This is a genomic window from Streptomyces sp. NPDC031274, from assembly GCF_055570235.1.
The window spans coordinates 113,116-127,634 of record NZ_JBVIHP010000025.1 but is presented as its reverse complement, the minus strand read 5'-3'; the positions used below and the strand labels follow the sequence as shown (position 1 = coordinate 127,634).

Sequence of the window (14,519 nt, the reverse complement as noted above, 5' to 3'; positions counted from 1 at the left end):
ATGGGGGCGTTCGATTGCCGACACATCGGGCCGGGTCCGGCGGATTGTGTTGCTGCGGACCGGTGACACGCCATAGAGTCGCCAACCGTCGGCATAGTGCCACGCTGACCTATCGAGAAATTTCCTGGTCACCAAGGAGGTAAGACGACTTGTGAATGAGTCGACATTTGCTCCCGGGGGTGGTCAACCAGGAATGTCCGAGCGGGGCCGAGGACCCGTGGGACTCGAGGCTGTCGGCTCCGTCGCTGTCCGCACCTTCGAAGCCCGCCAGAAACCGCAGCCGACGCAACCGACATCGTCTGCACCCCCGAGCATGGATGGCCATCACGTGAACGCCATGGCCGGCGACCGGAGTGGCGAGAACACCACCCACACCCAACTCGCCGACTACGAGGAACTGCCCCAGGGGCACTTCTACGACCCTGACGCCGAGTACGAGCCCGATCCCGAGTACGCGGCCACGCTGGCCCCGGACGCGGCCCGTCAGCGCCGTGAGCGCATCGGTCCCACGGGGCGCCCGCTGCCGTACTTCCCGATCCCGGGACCGTTGACCGATCACGGTCCCGCGAAGATCATCGCGATGTGCAACCAGAAGGGCGGCGTGGGCAAGACGACGTCGACCATCAACCTGGGTGCCGCGCTCGCGGAGTACGGACGCCGGGTCCTGCTGGTCGACTTCGACCCGCAGGGCGCGCTCTCGGTGGGCCTCGGGGTGAACCCGATGGAGCTGGACCTGACGGTCTACAACCTGCTCATGGAGCGGGGCATGTCCGCGGACGAGGTGCTGCTGAAGACGGCGGTCCCGAACATGGACCTGCTGCCCAGCAACATCGACTTGTCGGCCGCGGAAGTGCAGCTGGTGAGCGAGGTCGCGCGCGAGTCCACCCTGCAGCGGGCGTTGAAGCCGCTGATGCAGGACTACGACTACATCGTGATCGACTGTCAGCCCTCGCTCGGCCTGCTCACCGTGAACGCCCTGACGGCCGCTCACAAGGTGATAGTGCCGCTCGAGTGCGAGTTCTTCGCGCTGCGCGGTGTGGCCCTGCTGACGGAGACGATCGAGAAGGTCCAGGAGCGGCTCAACCCCGACCTGGAGCTCGACGGCATCCTCGCCACCATGTACGACTCCCGCACGGTGCACAGCCGTGAGGTGCTCGCGCGGGTGGTCGAGGCCTTCGACGATCACGTGTACCACACAGTGATCGGACGCACGGTCCGCTTCCCGGAGACCACGGTCGCCGGTGAGCCGATCACGACGTACGCATCGAACTCGGTCGGCGCGGCCGCTTATCGCCAGCTCGCCAGGGAGGTGCTCGCCCGGTGTCACGCCGAGTGAGTCTGCCGGGGGCCGACGAACTGTTCCGTACGACCGGGGGAATGGCGCTGCAGTCGTCGTCCCCGCGCCGCCAGGCGAACGGCGAGGCGCGGGTGCCTCCGCCCGCGGGGGAGAGCGACGAGGCCGCCGCTGCCGTCGACGCGCACGGCAGTGTCACGGGGGGAGACGGCGGTGACGCCGCCGAACACGGCGCCGCCGACGCGGAGTCGGGCGAGTCCCGCAGCCGGTCGGCCACCGCCGACGCCGAGAAGGACGGACGCCGTACCGACCAGGGCCAGGAAGGCGCCGCCGCACAGGGCGGTGGCGGCCGGTCCGCGAACTCCTCCTCCACGGCACAGGCACGGCGGCGCGCACGGGCGGCCAACCGGCGGCCCAGCGGGCGCGAGCGGCACGACGAGAAGATCACGGTGTACGTGTCCGCCGAGGAGCTGATGGACCTCGAGCACGCGCGTCTCGTCCTGAGGGGCGAGCACGGGCTCGCGGTCGACCGCGGGCGCATCGTCCGCGAGGCGGTCGCCGTGGTCCTGGCGGATCTTGAGTCACGCGGGGACGCGAGCATTCTCGTACGACGGTTGCGCGGGCGGTAGCGGTAGCGTTCCCGGCGATGCCCCTGAACGACGATTCCGCACCGGCCGCCCGTCGGCGTGCGCTGGGGCGCGGCCCCGGCGCGGCTCCCGCGGAGCCCGCGGCTTCCGCGCCGGAGCCGGAGTCGGTTCTTGAGCCGGAGCCCGAGTCCGAGCCGGAGTCGGGTCCTGAGCCGGAGCCCGAGTCCGGGCCGGAGTCCCTGTCCGAGCCGGAGACGCCGCCCGAGCCGGACGACGGGCGGTTCAAGGTCCGTCTCGCCAACTTCGAAGGCCCCTTCGATCTGCTGCTTCAGCTCATCTCGAAGCACAAGATGGACGTCACCGAAGTCGCGCTCTCCACGGTGACCGACGAGTTCATGGCGCACATCCGCGCCATGGGACCCGACTGGGACCTGGATCAGACCACCGAGTTCCTCGTGGTCGCCGCCACCCTGCTCGACCTCAAGGCCGCCCGGCTCCTGCCCTCCGCCGAGGTCGAGGACGAGGGGGATCTCGCGCTGCTCGAAGCGCGGGACCTGCTCTTCGCGCGGCTGTTGCAGTACCGCGCGTACAAACGCATCGCCGACATCTTCAGCGGGCGGCTCGACGACGAGGCGCGGCGCTATCCGCGGACCGTGGGCCTGGAGGCCCACCACGCCGAACTGCTGCCGGAAGTCGTCATCAGCATCGGCGCCGCGGGATTCGCCGCGCTCGCCGTGAAGGCGATGCAGCCCCGGGCCAAGCCCCAGGTGTACGTCGACCACATCCATGCCCCGCTCGTCTCCGTGCAGGAGCAGGCCGGGGTGGTCGTGGCCCGGCTCAGGGAGCGGGGCGAGGTCAGCTTCCAGGTGCTCGTCGAGGACGCGGGGGACACCCTCACCGTCGTCGCCCGCTTCCTGGCGCTCCTCGAGCTGTACCGCGAGAAGGCCGTGGAGCTCGACCAGGAGGACGCCCTGGGCGAGCTGATGGTGCGCTGGACCGGCGGGGACGGCGAGGAGCAGCCGACGGTGACGGACGAGTTCGACCGCGCACCCGATCCGCCGGGTGAGACGAGTGAGACGAGTGAGGAGACCGTCACATGAGCCCGACGAGCGACGCGAGTCCTGCCGGAGACCTGGCGGGCGCCGTCGCCGATCTGGAGCTGCGGCCCGCTCTGGAGGCCGTACTCATGGTCGTCGACGAACCGGCCACCGAGGAGCACCTGGCCAAGATCCTCGACCGGCCCCGGCGGCAGATCGCCGACGCGGTGCGGGAGCTCGCCGACGAGTACACCGTGCAGCGCAGGGGCTTCGAGCTGCGGCTCGTCGCGGGCGGCTGGCGGTTCTACACGCGGCCCGAGTACTCCGCCGCCGTCGAGCGCTTCGTGCTCGACGGGCAGCAGGCCCGCCTCACCCAGGCGGCCCTGGAGACCCTCGCGGTCGTCGCGTACCGCCAGCCGGTCAGCCGATCAAGGGTCTCCGCGGTGCGCGGAGTGAACTGTGACGGCGTGATGCGGACGCTTCTCCAGAGGGGCCTGGTGGAGGAGGCGGGCGCGGAACCCGAAACAAGTGCGATCCTGTACAGGACGACGAACTACTTTCTGGAGCGGATGGGCCTGCGTGGCCTGGACGAGCTCCCGGAGCTCGCGCCCTTCCTCCCCGAGGCGGAGGCGATCGAGGCCGAGACGCTGGAAGGCGCTTTGTCGTTCGACCCGGACGCACCTGACGCACCGGGTTACGAGTACACGCAGGACACAGCCGACTAACGGAAATTTGATGCGAAGCAGCAACGGCAGGAACAGCAGCGGAAACAACGGCGGGAGCCGTGGTGGCAACAGCGGCAGCCGTGGCAGCAGCGGTGGTGGTCGCGGCAGCGGCGGCAGCGGTGGTGGTCGCAGCGGCGGCGGCGGCGGTGGCGGCCGTGGCGGCGCCGGTGGCCGTGGCGGCAGCGGTGGCGGTGGCGGCCGTGACTACCGGGGTTCCGGTAACAGCCCCGACCGGCAGGGTCGCGGCGCCGGTGGCGCGCGCGACGACCAGCCGCCGAAGCGCGAGAGCAAGCCCCGCCCCGAGGAGCGTCGCTACGACGTAGGGGGCGACGCCTCGAGGAAGGGCAGGGGCGCTGCCGCACGCGGCGGCGCCAAGGGCGGCCCCAGGTCGCCTCAGGGCTCGGACAGGGGCACGCGGCGCGGCGCGGGAGCTCCCGCGACCTCCCGTGAGTACGACGCGCGGCAGGAAGAGCGCAACCGCGAGCGGTACGCGGGCAAGCCGAAGGTCAGCCCGCCCAAGACCTTCCCCGGCGCCGAGCAGGAGGGCGAGCGGCTGCAGAAGGTCCTCGCCCGTGCGGGCTACGGCTCGCGCCGTGCCTGCGAGGAGCTCGTCGAGCAGGCCCGTGTCGAGGTCAACGGCGAGATCGTGATGGAGCAGGGCCTGCGGGTCCAGCCGGAGCGGGACGAGATCAAGGTCGACGGCCTGACGGTCGCCACCCAGTCGTACCAGTTCTTCGCGCTGAACAAGCCCGCCGGTGTCGTCTCCACCATGGAGGACACCGAGGGACGGCAGTGCCTGGGCGACTACGTGACCAACCGCGAGACGCGGCTTTTCCACGTGGGGCGGCTCGACACGGAGACCGAGGGCGTCATCCTGCTCACCAACCACGGTGAGCTGGCCCATCGCCTCACGCACCCGAAGTACGGCGTGAAGAAGGTCTATCTCGCGCACATCGTCGGCCCGATCCCGCGTGACCTGGGCAAGCAGCTCAAGGACGGCATCCAGCTCGAGGACGGGTACGCCCGCGCGGACCACTTCCGCGTCGTCGAGCAGACCGGCAAGAACTACCTGGTCGAGGTGACGCTGCACGAGGGCCGCAAGCACATCGTGCGCCGCATGCTCGCCGAGGCGGGCTTCCCGGTCGACAAGCTGGTGCGGACGTCCTTCGGGCCGATCGCGCTGGGCGACCAGAAGTCCGGCTGGCTGCGCAGGATGTCGAACACCGAGGTCGGCATGCTGATGCAGGAAGTCGACCTCTAGGCGAGTCCGCTCCGAGGTCAGTGAAGACGGCCGGTCCCCGCGCATGCGGGGGCCGGCCGCCTTTCGTTCCGCGTGTTGCGGTGCGGACCCCCTCGCTTTAGAGTCGTACTGACCATAAAGAGGGGGAGGGTCATGCAGGGCTACGACAAGCACGCCTTCGAGCCGTTCGCCGTCACCGTCGACCTCGCCGTGTTCACCGTCCGCGCGGGCGGCCTGCACGTGCTGCTCGTCGAACGCGGCCAGGATCCGTACGCGGGACACTGGGCGCTGCCCGGCGGATTCGTGCTGCCTGACGAGTCGGCCGAGACCGCGGCGGGACGTGAGCTCGCCGAGGAGACCGGCCTCAAGGACAGCGCCGGGCTCCACCTGGAGCAGCTGCGCACCTACAGCGAGCCGGACCGCGACCCGCGGATGCGCGTCGTCTCGGTCGCCTTCGCCGCGCTCGTCCCTGATCCGCCCGCGGTACGCGCCGGCAGCGACGCCGCCCGCGCGGAGTGGCTGCCGTACGGCACCCAGGGGCCGCTCGCCTTCGACCACGACCGGATCCTCGCCGACGCCCACGACCGCGTCTGCGCCAAGTTCGAGTACACCGGCCTGGCCACGGCCTTCTGCCCGCCCGAGTTCACGCTCGGCGAGCTGCGACAGGTCTACGAGACGGTGTGGGCCGCCGAGCTCGACCCGGCCAATTTCCGGCGCAAGGTGCTCGGCACCTCCGGCTTCGTCGAGGCGATCCCCGGCGCCGCGCGCCTGACGGGCGGCCGGGGCAAACCGGCCGCCCTCTACCGGGCGGGTCCGGCCACCGCCCTGCACCCGCCCCTGCTCCGCCCCGCACCCGTCTCGACGCTCCCCTCGGAAGGACAGCCCTCATGAAGCGCGCCGCCACCGGATCCCTGATCGGCCTCGCCCTCGGGGACGCGCTCGGTTTCCCGACCGAGTTCAACGACGTGCCGTCGATCCTCGCCAAGTGCGGACCCTGGCGGGAGATGGAGCTGCCCAGGCCCGCGATCGTCACGGACGACACGCAGATGACGCTCGCGCTGGGACGCGCCCTGAAGGCCGCGTCGGCACGCGGGCTCTGTGGACCCGAGCGCTTCGCGTTCCTGACGCGCGGGGAGTACGTGGCCTGGTACCACGACCCGGAGAACAACCGCGCCCCCGGCAACACCTGTCTACAGGCCTGTGACCTCCTGGCCGACCCCGAACGCCCCTGGCGTGACGCCAGCCAGCTGCACTCCAAGGGGTGCGGGGCGAACATGCGCGTAGCGCCGCTCGGGCTCATACCGGGGCTGAAGGAGGAGATGCGGGCCGGTGCCGCGCAGACGCAGTCCGCGCTCACCCATGGTCACCCCACCGCGCTCGCGGCCAGTGACCTCACCGCGTACGCGGTCAAGCTGCTCGCCGAGGGTGCCGAACCGATGGGCCTGGTCGGCCTGCTCCGCTCGTACGCCATCGAGAACCGCACCAACTACCGCCACGACTGGCTCGGCGACCTGTGGACCCGCTCTCAGGACCCGACCCCCGAACACTTCATCGCGCGCGGCTGGGACGACTGCCTCGCGATCCTGGAGCGCCTGGCGGCAGCGGTGCGCGACGCCAACCCGGAGACCGACCCCTGCCTGGCCACCGGCGCGGGCTGGATCGCCGAAGAGGCGTTCGCCACCGGCCTGCTGTGCTTCCTGATGTTCCCCGACGAGCCCGTGACCGCCCTGCGCCGAGCAGCCTGCACCTCGGGCGACTCCGACTCGATCGCCTGCCTGGCCGGTGCGTTCGCGGGTGCCCACCTGGGCGCGGACGCCTGGCCCGCCGAGTGGGCCGAGCGGATCGAGTACCGGGAGGAGCTGCTTCAGCTCGGGGCGCTCTGGGATTCCTGAGCCAGGGCCGACCCCCGCCGCACGCGGAACAGGAAGTCCGCCACCCGCTCATGGTCCGGCTCGGCGGGCAGCGGGCTGCGGATGGCCGCCGTGTCCGCCTCCTGCGCGAGGCGCCGCATCCAGGACTCGATCTCGGGCCAGGGCACTTCGCCGCGCTTGACGGCGAGCAGCGGCTCGCGCTGGTCGCCGACGTCGAGCGTGAGCCTGCCGGTGCGCAGCAGGTCGCGGCAGCTGGTCAGGAGGCGCAGGAGGTGCATCGCGTGCTTCCACCGGGGTGCGCCGTGCAGGCGTACGTCGTCCTGAAGCTTCTTGTGCTGGCCGCGGGCATAGCCGGCGAACGTGAGGTGGGTCCGGCGGGAGAGGAACGCGTCCCGCAGGGCGAGGAGTTCGCGGCCGGTGTCCGTCACGTGCTCCACGAGGGGCGAGTGCAGGCACTCCAGGATGTTCGGGTTGGCGCGCAGGGCCAGCTCGCAGAAGCGCTCCACCTCCCAGCTGAACTGTTCCTCCGCCGGTCCCTCCACGTGCGTGGGCGGCTTCTCGAAGCGCCAGAAGAGCGGTGTGGGGGCCAGGAAGACGCCCCTGCGGTCGGTGTCGCTGCCGTCCGTGGCAAGACCGAAGGCGCGCGAGCCCATCACGCAGGCGTAGACGGTGTGGTCGCGTACGAGGTCCAGGTCCGTGGGGCGGTGCATGCGGGGAGCGTACGGGGACGGGCTAGCCGAGCGTGATCGAATTTCCGGTGACCGTGATGTTCTCCGGGGGGAGCGGGCGTGGTGCGGGGCCGGCCGCCACCGAGGCGTCCGCCACGCGGTACTTGCTGCCGTGACAGGGGCAGTTGATCGTGCCGTCCGCCACCTGGCTGACCGTGCAGCCCTCGTGGGTGCAGATCGCGGAGAAGGCCTTGAAGTCGCCCTTCTCCGGCTGGGTCACGACGACCTTCTTGTCCTTGAAGATCTTGCCGCCGCCGACCGGGATGTCGGATGTCCTCGCCAGCTCCTCGGCCTTGGGCGGCGGCTGCTTCTTCCCGTTCTTCCCACCTGATTTCGAGGGCGAGGACGAGGGCGATGCCGCTGACGGCGGCTGCGACGTGGGCGGCTTCGCGCCCTCGTCCCCGTACTTGCTGCATCCGGCGGTCAGCGCGACCGCTCCGCCCGCGGCGATGACAGTGCGCCGTGTGGGGTGTGGGGTGTTCATGTCGTCACTCCGAACGTACGGAAGAACCACAGCGCCGACGTCAGCCAGACCACCGTGAGGACCACGAAGACCAGGCCGCCGATCACCGGAAGCAGCCAGCCGGGCAGCTTCTCCGAGCGGAGCAGCAGCATCTTGGCGCTGAACGCCCCGAAGAAGAAGCAGCCGAGCAGCGAGTGCCACATCACCCGGGGCGAGTACGTCTGGTAGCCGAGGGCGTAGAGGCAGTGGATCGCCACGGGGACCGCCACCAGGAACGCGATCCGGCCCGACCAGCGGTGCAGCGCCGATGACCAGGACGGTCCCGGAAGGCGCCCGTAGACCATGAGCGCCGATACGACCTGGATCAGCGCGAAGGCGAACGCCGTCGTGCCCAGCCAGGCCTTGACCGCGCTCGTGCTGCTGAACCCGGCGAGGTTGAAGGCCGTGCCCCCGGGGTCGTGCGTCTTGCCGTACACACCGAGGCCGACCGCGACCACCGCGGCCACCAGGGCGGGGACGAGATAGCGGGCGGCGCTCGGGCGGCGGTGGTCGCCCGACGAGGGGGGCGGGCCGAAGCCGCCCTGCGTTGCGGCGTTCGGATCGACGCTCATGGCGGCTCCCTGGTCGGGGCGGAGCGGGGTCAGGGCACGACGGGCCGTGCGGTGAGTTCGCCGCCGTCGAACGCGACGGCGCCGGTCTCCGGGTCGAGGCGCGGGGCCGTCTGCGGCTTGCCGTCCCGCTTGAGGATGCCGACCTGCCGCCCGTCGGGCAGGACGATCCAGCCGCCGTCGATCTCGGCGCCGCGCACCTCGGTGGTCGCGCGGTAGAGGCCCGAAGGCTTCTTCGCCCTGGCGGCGGTGAAGTCCCGTGGCTGTTTGCCGATCTCGACCTTGCCGCGGACCGCGTTGTCGGCGAGGGTGCCGTCCAGCTTCGCGCCGTGCTTGCCGGTGAGGCGCATGGAGCCGTCGTCCTCGATGTCGCCCTTCAGCCAGGACTCGGCGTCACGGCCGTTGCAGTAGTACGCGATGGCCTTGTCGTCACGGATCGAGATGGAGACGGCTGCGGCGTCGTCGGCCGTGCGGCCCGCGTACTCGGACTTCCCGGTCGGCTTCCCGGTCGGCTTCCTGGACGGGCTCTCGGGCGAGCTCTCGGAAGGGCTCTCGGAAGGGCTCTCGGTGGGTGCGGGCGTGTTCTTGGTGGGCTTCGCGGACGGGGGCGCCGACGACGCGGCGCCGGGCGGGTCCTTCCCGTACGACGAATTGCCCGTCCCCGTCGTCGCGTTGAGCAACAGCATGAACAGGGCGAGCAGCAGTCCCCCCAGAAGCGTGTACAGCGGTCCCGAGCGCTTCATGCGGCCTCCCCCGAGGCTTGGGCCGTGACGGCCCCTCCATGCAAGCGGAACGGCGCCCCGGCGTCCATAGTTGAACACCCACCAATCGGTCCAAGTGGCGACAGAGGGCGATTCGGGTGACATTGACATGGTCTGAGGTCCGTGCACCTACGAGGCGCCGACCCGGCCACTCACGCGAAAGACACGACCATGGCGGGCAACGATCTGGGAAGCCTTCTCGGCGGTCTCCTCGGCGGCGGCCGAGGAGGTCAAGGCGGCTCAGGCGGCGGCAATCCGCTGGGCGGCCTGATGGACATGATCACGAAGTTCCTCCGATGCGGGCGTCAGCCGTGACGAGGCCGCCGACCGGATCGCGCGGCAGCTGCCCCAGGCCGTCGGCAGACTGACTCCGGAGGGGCAGGTCCCGTCGGGCTCGCTTGAGGACCTCATCAAGGAGCAGAAGCTCTGACCCGGCTGTGGATCCCACCCCGGTTCCCACCCCTGTGAGGTACGCGGCGTCCGTCTCGGCAGGCGGGCGCCGCGCACTCGTCCCCGGGACCCTGACTACCCTTGTCGGTACATCAGTCATACGTACGTGAGCGAGGAGCAGCACTGTGGCGGTACGAGCGGTCCGGGGCGCCGTCCAGCTGGAGCGGGACGCGGCCGACCACATGGACGAGCAGGTCGGCGAGCTGCTCACCGCCATCATCGAGCGGAACGGGCTCGCGGAGGACGACCTGATCAGCATCTGGTTCACCGCGACGCCCGACCTGCACAGCGACTTCCCCGCGGCGGCGGCGCGCAGGCTCGGCATCGTGGACGTCCCGCTGATCTGCGCGCAGGAACTGCAGATCGAGGGCGCCATGCCACGGGTCGTCCGCGTCCTCGCGCACATAGAGTCCGACAGGCCCCGCGCCGAGATCACGCACGTCTACCTCGGCGCCGCTGCCACCCTGCGCAAGGACATCGCCCAGTGAGAACCGCCCTCGTCATCGGCACCGGCCTGATCGGCACCTCCGCCGCCCTGGCCCTCGCCTCGCGCGGCGTGGACGTACACCTCGCCGACCACGACCCCGGACAGGCCCGCACGGCGGCCGCGCTCGGCGCGGGCACCGACGAAGAGCCCGCGGGACGGGTCGACCTGTGCGTCGTCGCCGTGCCGCCCGCGCACGTCGCGGCGACGCTGGCCGACGTCATGCGGCGCGATGTGGCCCGCGGCTACCTCGACGTGGCGAGCGTCAAGGGCGGCCCGCGCCGGGAGCTGGAAGCGCTCGGCATCGACCTCACCCCGTACATCGGTACGCACCCCATGTCGGGGCGCGAGCGCAGCGGCCCCCTCGCCGGTACCGCCGACCTCTTCGAGGGGCGGCCGTGGGTCCTCACGCCCACCCGCGACACCGACACCGAGGTCCTCAACCTCGCCCTGGAGCTCGTCGCCCTCTGCCGCGGCGTGCCGGTCGTCATGGACGCCGACGCGCACGACCGCGCGGTCGCGCTCGTCTCGCACATGCCGCACCTGGTCTCCAGCATGGTCGCGGCACGTCTGGAGAACGCCGAGGAGACGGCGGTGCGCCTGTGCGGGCAGGGCATCCGTGACGTCACGCGCATCGCCGCGTCGGACCCGGGGATGTGGATCGACATCCTGTCGGCCAATCCCGGTCCCGTCGCCGATCTGCTCTCCGCCGTCGCCGCCGACCTCGACGAGACGGTGTCGGCGCTGCGCGCGCTGCAGTCGGCGGACGAGGCGAAGCGGCGCGAGGGCGCCGCCTCGGTCGAGGGCGTGCTGCGGCGGGGCAACGCGGGACAGGTGCGGGTGCCCGGCAAGCACGGGACCGCGCCGACCACGTACGAGGTCGTGGCGGTGCTCATCGACGACAAGGCGGGACAGCTGGCCAGGATCTTCGCCGACGCGGACCGGGCCGGGGTGAACATCGAGGACGTACGCATCGAGCACGCGACGGGACAGCAGGCGGGCCTCATGCAGCTGATGGTGGAGCCGAAGGCGGTCCCGGTACTCACCGCGGCGCTGCGGGAGCGGGGCTGGGCGATCCGGCAGTAATCCCGGCAGTGATCCCGACGGGCGGATCCGGGGCGATCGGGTGGGTGGGCCAGAGAGCGTCCGCCGCGAAGCGGGCGGGACAGGGGTGCTCCCCGGGCAGTAAGAGGCAGCCACAGGAGCCAGTAACCTTGTGCAGGGCAGGAATGCCGCCCTGCTCCAGCCCTGTGCACACAGAAAGGTTCCGCACCCCGTGGAAACCGTGGAAACCGCCGGTTCGGCGTCCTCAGCAGTGATCGTCGCCATCGACGGGCCCTCCGGCACGGGCAAGTCGAGCACCTCGAAGGCCGTCGCCGCCCAGCTGGGCCTCAGCTACCTGGACACCGGTGCGCAGTACCGCGCGATCACCTGGTGGATGGTGCACAACAGCATCGACCTGACGGACCCCACCGCCATCGCCGCGGTCGCGGGCAAGCCCGAGATCGTCTCCGGCACCGACCCGCTCGCCCCGACCATCACGGTCGACGGCACGGACGTCGCCGGGCCGATCCGCACCACCGACGTCACCTCCAAGGTCAGCGCCGTCAGCGCCGTCCCCGAGGTGCGCTCCCGCATCACGGACCTGCAGCGCACCATCGCCGAGTCCGCCGAGAAGGGCATCGTCGTCGAGGGGCGCGACATCGGTACGACCGTCCTGCCCGACGCGGACCTGAAGATCTTCCTCACGGCTTCGCCCGAGGCCCGCGCGGCCCGCCGCAGCGGCGAGCTCAAGGGCGCCGACGTCGCCGCCACCCGTGAGGCGCTCATCCAGCGGGACACCGCCGACTCGAGCCGCAAGACGTCGCCGCTGGCCAAGGCCGACGACGCCGTCGAGGTGGACACCACCGAGCTCACGCTGCAGCAGGTCATCGAGTGCGTCGTCACCCTCGTCGAGGAGAAGCGGGCAGCGAAGTGACCGCGGCGCCATCGGAACGGGGTGCGGAGGTCGGCCGCCGCATCGGCGTCGGCCTCATGTACGGCCTGTGGAAGCCCCGCGTCCTCGGCGCCTGGAGGGTCCCTCCGACCGGCCCGGTGATCCTGGCCGTGAACCACTCGCACAACGTCGACGGCCCGATGGTGATGGGCACGGCGCCCAGGCCGACGCATTTCCTCATCAAGAAGGAAGCGTTCGTCGGGCCCCTCGACCGCTTCCTGCACGGCATCGGTCAGGTGAAGGTGGACCGTGAGGTCGCCGACCGCACGGCGATCACCCGGGCCCTCGGCGTGCTCGACGACGGAGGCGTCCTCGGGATCTTCCCCGAGGGCACCCGGGGCGAGGGCGACTTCGCCTCGCTCCGTTCCGGCCTCGCCTACTTCGCCGTACGCAGCGGAGCGCCGATCGTGCCGGTCGCGGTCCTGGGAAGCACGGAGAAGAGCGGACGGTTGATAAAGCGGCTGCCTCCGCTGCGCAGCAGGGTCGACGTCGTCTTCGGCGACCCGTTCGAAGCGGGCGACGACAACGGACGGCGTACGCGCAAGGCGCTCGACGAGGCGACCGTGCGCATCCAGGAGCGGCTCACCGCTCACCTGGACCATGCCAGGCGCCTGACCGGGCGCTGAGCGAGACTTTCAGTAGTGGCCCGTCGCGAGGCGGTCCACCGATCACGAATACGACAGAGGTACGGACTTCATGAACGACCAGATCCAGCCCGAAGGCTCGGCTGAGCCGGAGCACGGGGCGCTTGGCGACGTTGATGCCACCGAGTATGCAGCGTTCATGGAGCTCGCCGCGGAGGAAGGCTTCGACGCCGAGGACGTCGAAGGTGCGATCGGCGAGGCGGGCCACGGCCCGCTGCCCGCCCTCGCGGTGATCGGCCGCCCGAACGTCGGCAAGTCGACCCTCGTCAACCGCATCATCGGCCGCCGCGAAGCCGTCGTGGAGGACCGCCCCGGCGTGACCCGCGACCGCGTGACGTACGAGGCCGAGTGGGCGGGCCGCCGCTTCAAGCTCGTCGACACCGGCGGCTGGGAGCAGGACGTCCTCGGCATCGACGCCTCCGTGGCCGCCCAGGCCGAGTACGCGATCGAGGCGGCCGACGCGGTCGTCTTCGTCGTGGACGCCACGGTCGGCGCCACCGACACGGACGAGGCGGTCGTACGGCTGCTCCGCAAGTCGGGCAAGCCCGTCGTCCTGTGCGCCAACAAGGTCGACGGCCAGTCCGGCGAGGCCGACGCCACCGCCCTGTGGGCCCTGGGCCTCGGCGAGCCGTACCCCGTCTCCGCGCTGCACGGCCGCGGCACCGGCGACATGCTGGACGCCGTCATCGAGGCCCTGCCCGAGGCGCCCGCCCAGACCTTCGGCACCGCGCTCGGCGGCCCGCGCCGCATCGCGCTCATCGGCCGTCCGAACGTCGGCAAGTCGTCCCTGCTCAACAAGGTGGCGAACGAGAACCGCGTGGTCGTCAACGAGATCGCGGGCACCACCCGTGACCCGGTCGACGAGCTCATCGAGCTGGGCGGCATCGTCTGGAAGTTCGTGGACACCGCGGGCATCCGCAAGCGCGTCCACCTCCAGCAGGGCGCCGACTACTACGCCTCGCTGCGCACGGCGGCCGCCGTGGAGAAGGCCGAGGTCGCGGTCATCCTGATCGACGCGAGCGAGTCGATCAGCGTGCAGGACCAGCGCATCGTCACGATGGCCGTCGAGGCGGGCCGCGCCATCGTCGTCGCGTTCAACAAGTGGGACACCCTCGACGAGGAGCGCCGCTACTACCTGGAGCGGGAGATCGAGACCGAGCTCCTCCAGGTCGCGTGGGCGCCGCGGGTCAACGTCTCCGCCGAGACCGGCCGCCACATGGAGAAGCTCGTCCCGGCGATCGAGACGGCCCTCGCGGGCTGGGAGACGCGCGTACCGACCGGGCGGCTCAACGCCTTCCTCGGCGAGCTCGTGGCCTCGCACCCGCACCCGATCCGTGGCGGCAAGCAGCCCCGCATCCTCTTCGGTACGCAGGCGGGCACGAAGCCGCCGCGGTTCGTGCTCTTCTCCTCCGGCTTCATCGAGCACGGCTACCGGCGCTTCGTGGAGCGCAGGCTCCGTGAGGAGTTCGGCTTCGAGGGCACGCCGATCCACATCTCGGTCCGGGTGCGCGAGAAGCGCGGCCGCAAGAAGTAGGCAGAAACAAGCACGGATGGACCGATGGGCCGGGGGGGGGGGGGGGAGGGGAGGGGGGGGGGGGGGGGGGGGGGGGGGGGGGGGGGGGGGGGGGTGG

Annotated in this window: 17 protein-coding genes; 13 read left to right on the top strand and 4 right to left on the bottom strand. The window is 71.2% G+C overall.

Translation table 11 applies throughout. The features are described 5' to 3' along the window. The first annotated feature begins 193 nt into the window (after positions 1-193). The 7 genes from ACZ5CR_RS33280 to ACZ5CR_RS33250 all read left to right on the top strand — a co-directional run bounded on the left by ACZ5CR_RS33280 (position 194) and on the right by ACZ5CR_RS33250 (position 6,775). Positions 194-1,336: a ParA family protein gene (locus ACZ5CR_RS33280; RefSeq protein WP_468864385.1), complete on the top strand. Its 1,143-nt coding sequence runs from the start codon at positions 194-196 to the stop codon at positions 1,334-1,336. Beyond that, the gene (locus ACZ5CR_RS33275; protein ID WP_468864383.1) at positions 1,321-1,923 is read left to right on the top strand and encodes a hypothetical protein; all 603 of its coding nucleotides are present in this window, start codon (positions 1,321-1,323) and stop codon (positions 1,921-1,923) included. Before ACZ5CR_RS33280 ends, ACZ5CR_RS33275 begins: the two co-directional genes overlap by 16 nt. Positions 1,924-1,940: 17 nt before the next feature. Then, positions 1,941-2,981 carry a segregation and condensation protein A gene (locus tag ACZ5CR_RS33270; protein WP_468864381.1) on the top strand — a complete coding sequence of 347 codons (1,041 nt, stop codon included), beginning with the start codon at positions 1,941-1,943 and terminating at the stop codon, positions 2,979-2,981. Continuing rightward, positions 2,978-3,643: an SMC-Scp complex subunit ScpB gene (gene scpB, locus ACZ5CR_RS33265; protein WP_468864379.1), complete on the top strand. Its 666-nt coding sequence runs from the start codon at positions 2,978-2,980 to the stop codon at positions 3,641-3,643. Before ACZ5CR_RS33270 ends, scpB begins: the two co-directional genes overlap by 4 nt. A 10-nt stretch (positions 3,644-3,653) precedes the next feature. After that, complete coding sequence (locus tag ACZ5CR_RS33260; protein ID WP_468864376.1) at positions 3,654-4,904, top strand: pseudouridine synthase; 1,251 nt, start codon at positions 3,654-3,656, stop codon at positions 4,902-4,904. Between the two features lie 132 nt (positions 4,905-5,036). Further along, positions 5,037-5,774, top strand: a complete 738-nt coding sequence (locus ACZ5CR_RS33255; protein WP_468864373.1) for an NUDIX hydrolase — start codon at positions 5,037-5,039, stop codon at positions 5,772-5,774. After that, complete coding sequence (locus tag ACZ5CR_RS33250) at positions 5,771-6,775, top strand: ADP-ribosylglycohydrolase family protein (protein WP_468864371.1); 1,005 nt, start codon at positions 5,771-5,773, stop codon at positions 6,773-6,775. Before ACZ5CR_RS33255 ends, ACZ5CR_RS33250 begins: the two co-directional genes overlap by 4 nt. On the opposite strand, the gene ACZ5CR_RS33245 is transcribed toward ACZ5CR_RS33250, so the two are convergent. From ACZ5CR_RS33245 to ACZ5CR_RS33230, 4 genes are read right to left on the bottom strand one after another with little or no spacing between them, the layout of a single operon-like run. Next, entirely contained in the window at positions 6,748-7,464 is a 717-nt protein-coding gene (locus tag ACZ5CR_RS33245) for a nucleotidyltransferase domain-containing protein (protein WP_468864370.1), read from the bottom strand. The genes ACZ5CR_RS33250 and ACZ5CR_RS33245 overlap by 28 nt on opposite strands. Before the next feature lie 22 nt (positions 7,465-7,486). Further along, a complete protein-coding gene (locus ACZ5CR_RS33240) occupies positions 7,487-7,966 on the bottom strand; it encodes a Rieske (2Fe-2S) protein (protein ID WP_468864367.1) in 480 nt (159 codons plus the stop codon). Beyond that, positions 7,963-8,556 carry a DUF6529 family protein gene (locus ACZ5CR_RS33235; RefSeq protein WP_468864365.1) on the bottom strand — a complete coding sequence of 198 codons (594 nt, stop codon included), beginning with the start codon at positions 8,554-8,556 and terminating at the stop codon, positions 7,963-7,965. Before ACZ5CR_RS33235 ends, ACZ5CR_RS33240 begins: the two co-directional genes overlap by 4 nt. Before the next feature lie 29 nt (positions 8,557-8,585). Then, entirely contained in the window at positions 8,586-9,296 is a 711-nt protein-coding gene (locus tag ACZ5CR_RS33230; protein ID WP_468864364.1) for a hypothetical protein, read from the bottom strand. A gap of 349 nt (positions 9,297-9,645) precedes the next feature. Between ACZ5CR_RS33230 and ACZ5CR_RS33225 the strand changes: the two genes are divergently transcribed. The 6 genes from ACZ5CR_RS33225 (at position 9,646) to der (ending at position 14,422) form a co-directional block, all read left to right on the top strand. Then, entirely contained in the window at positions 9,646-9,744 is a 99-nt protein-coding gene (locus ACZ5CR_RS33225; RefSeq protein WP_468864437.1) for a hypothetical protein, read from the top strand. A gap of 145 nt (positions 9,745-9,889) precedes the next feature. Continuing rightward, a complete protein-coding gene (gene aroH / locus ACZ5CR_RS33220; protein ID WP_389913540.1) occupies positions 9,890-10,252 on the top strand; it encodes a chorismate mutase in 363 nt (120 codons plus the stop codon). Further along, complete coding sequence (locus ACZ5CR_RS33215; protein ID WP_468864362.1) at positions 10,249-11,334, top strand: prephenate dehydrogenase; 1,086 nt, start codon at positions 10,249-10,251, stop codon at positions 11,332-11,334. The genes aroH and ACZ5CR_RS33215 overlap by 4 nt, the downstream gene beginning before the upstream one ends. 190 nt (positions 11,335-11,524) lie before the next feature. Continuing rightward, positions 11,525-12,226 carry a (d)CMP kinase gene (gene cmk, locus ACZ5CR_RS33210; RefSeq protein ID WP_468864360.1) on the top strand — a complete coding sequence of 234 codons (702 nt, stop codon included), beginning with the start codon at positions 11,525-11,527 and terminating at the stop codon, positions 12,224-12,226. Further along, positions 12,184-12,870: a lysophospholipid acyltransferase family protein gene (locus ACZ5CR_RS33205; RefSeq protein WP_468864358.1), complete on the top strand. Its 687-nt coding sequence runs from the start codon at positions 12,184-12,186 to the stop codon at positions 12,868-12,870. The genes cmk and ACZ5CR_RS33205 overlap by 43 nt, the downstream gene beginning before the upstream one ends. A 70-nt stretch (positions 12,871-12,940) precedes the next feature. Continuing rightward, entirely contained in the window at positions 12,941-14,422 is a 1,482-nt protein-coding gene (gene der / locus ACZ5CR_RS33200) for a ribosome biogenesis GTPase Der (RefSeq protein WP_389913528.1), read from the top strand. Positions 14,423-14,519 lie beyond the last annotated feature (97 nt).

What these genes read in the sequence shown, in the direction of transcription:
- ACZ5CR_RS33260 (WP_468864376.1), top strand. Translation starts at nt 3,654, where the DNA reads ATGCGAAGCAGCAACGGCAGGAACAGCAGCGGAAACAACGGCGGGAGC.
- der (WP_389913528.1), top strand. Translation starts at nt 12,941, where the DNA reads ATGAACGACCAGATCCAGCCCGAAGGCTCGGCTGAGCCGGAGCACGGG.
- ACZ5CR_RS33245 (WP_468864370.1), bottom strand. Translation starts at nt 7,464, where the DNA reads ATGCACCGCCCCACGGACCTGGACCTCGTACGCGACCACACCGTCTAC.
- ACZ5CR_RS33235 (WP_468864365.1), bottom strand. Translation starts at nt 8,556, where the DNA reads ATGAGCGTCGATCCGAACGCCGCAACGCAGGGCGGCTTCGGCCCGCCC.
- ACZ5CR_RS33250 (WP_468864371.1), top strand. Translation starts at nt 5,771, where the DNA reads ATGAAGCGCGCCGCCACCGGATCCCTGATCGGCCTCGCCCTCGGGGAC.
- ACZ5CR_RS33230 (WP_468864364.1), bottom strand. Translation starts at nt 9,296, where the DNA reads ATGAAGCGCTCGGGACCGCTGTACACGCTTCTGGGGGGACTGCTGCTC.
- ACZ5CR_RS33280 (WP_468864385.1), top strand. Translation starts at nt 194, where the DNA reads ATGTCCGAGCGGGGCCGAGGACCCGTGGGACTCGAGGCTGTCGGCTCC.
- ACZ5CR_RS33240 (WP_468864367.1), bottom strand. Translation starts at nt 7,966, where the DNA reads ATGAACACCCCACACCCCACACGGCGCACTGTCATCGCCGCGGGCGGA.
- scpB (WP_468864379.1), top strand. Translation starts at nt 2,978, where the DNA reads ATGAGCCCGACGAGCGACGCGAGTCCTGCCGGAGACCTGGCGGGCGCC.
- ACZ5CR_RS33270 (WP_468864381.1), top strand. Translation starts at nt 1,941, where the DNA reads ATGCCCCTGAACGACGATTCCGCACCGGCCGCCCGTCGGCGTGCGCTG.
- ACZ5CR_RS33255 (WP_468864373.1), top strand. Translation starts at nt 5,037, where the DNA reads ATGCAGGGCTACGACAAGCACGCCTTCGAGCCGTTCGCCGTCACCGTC.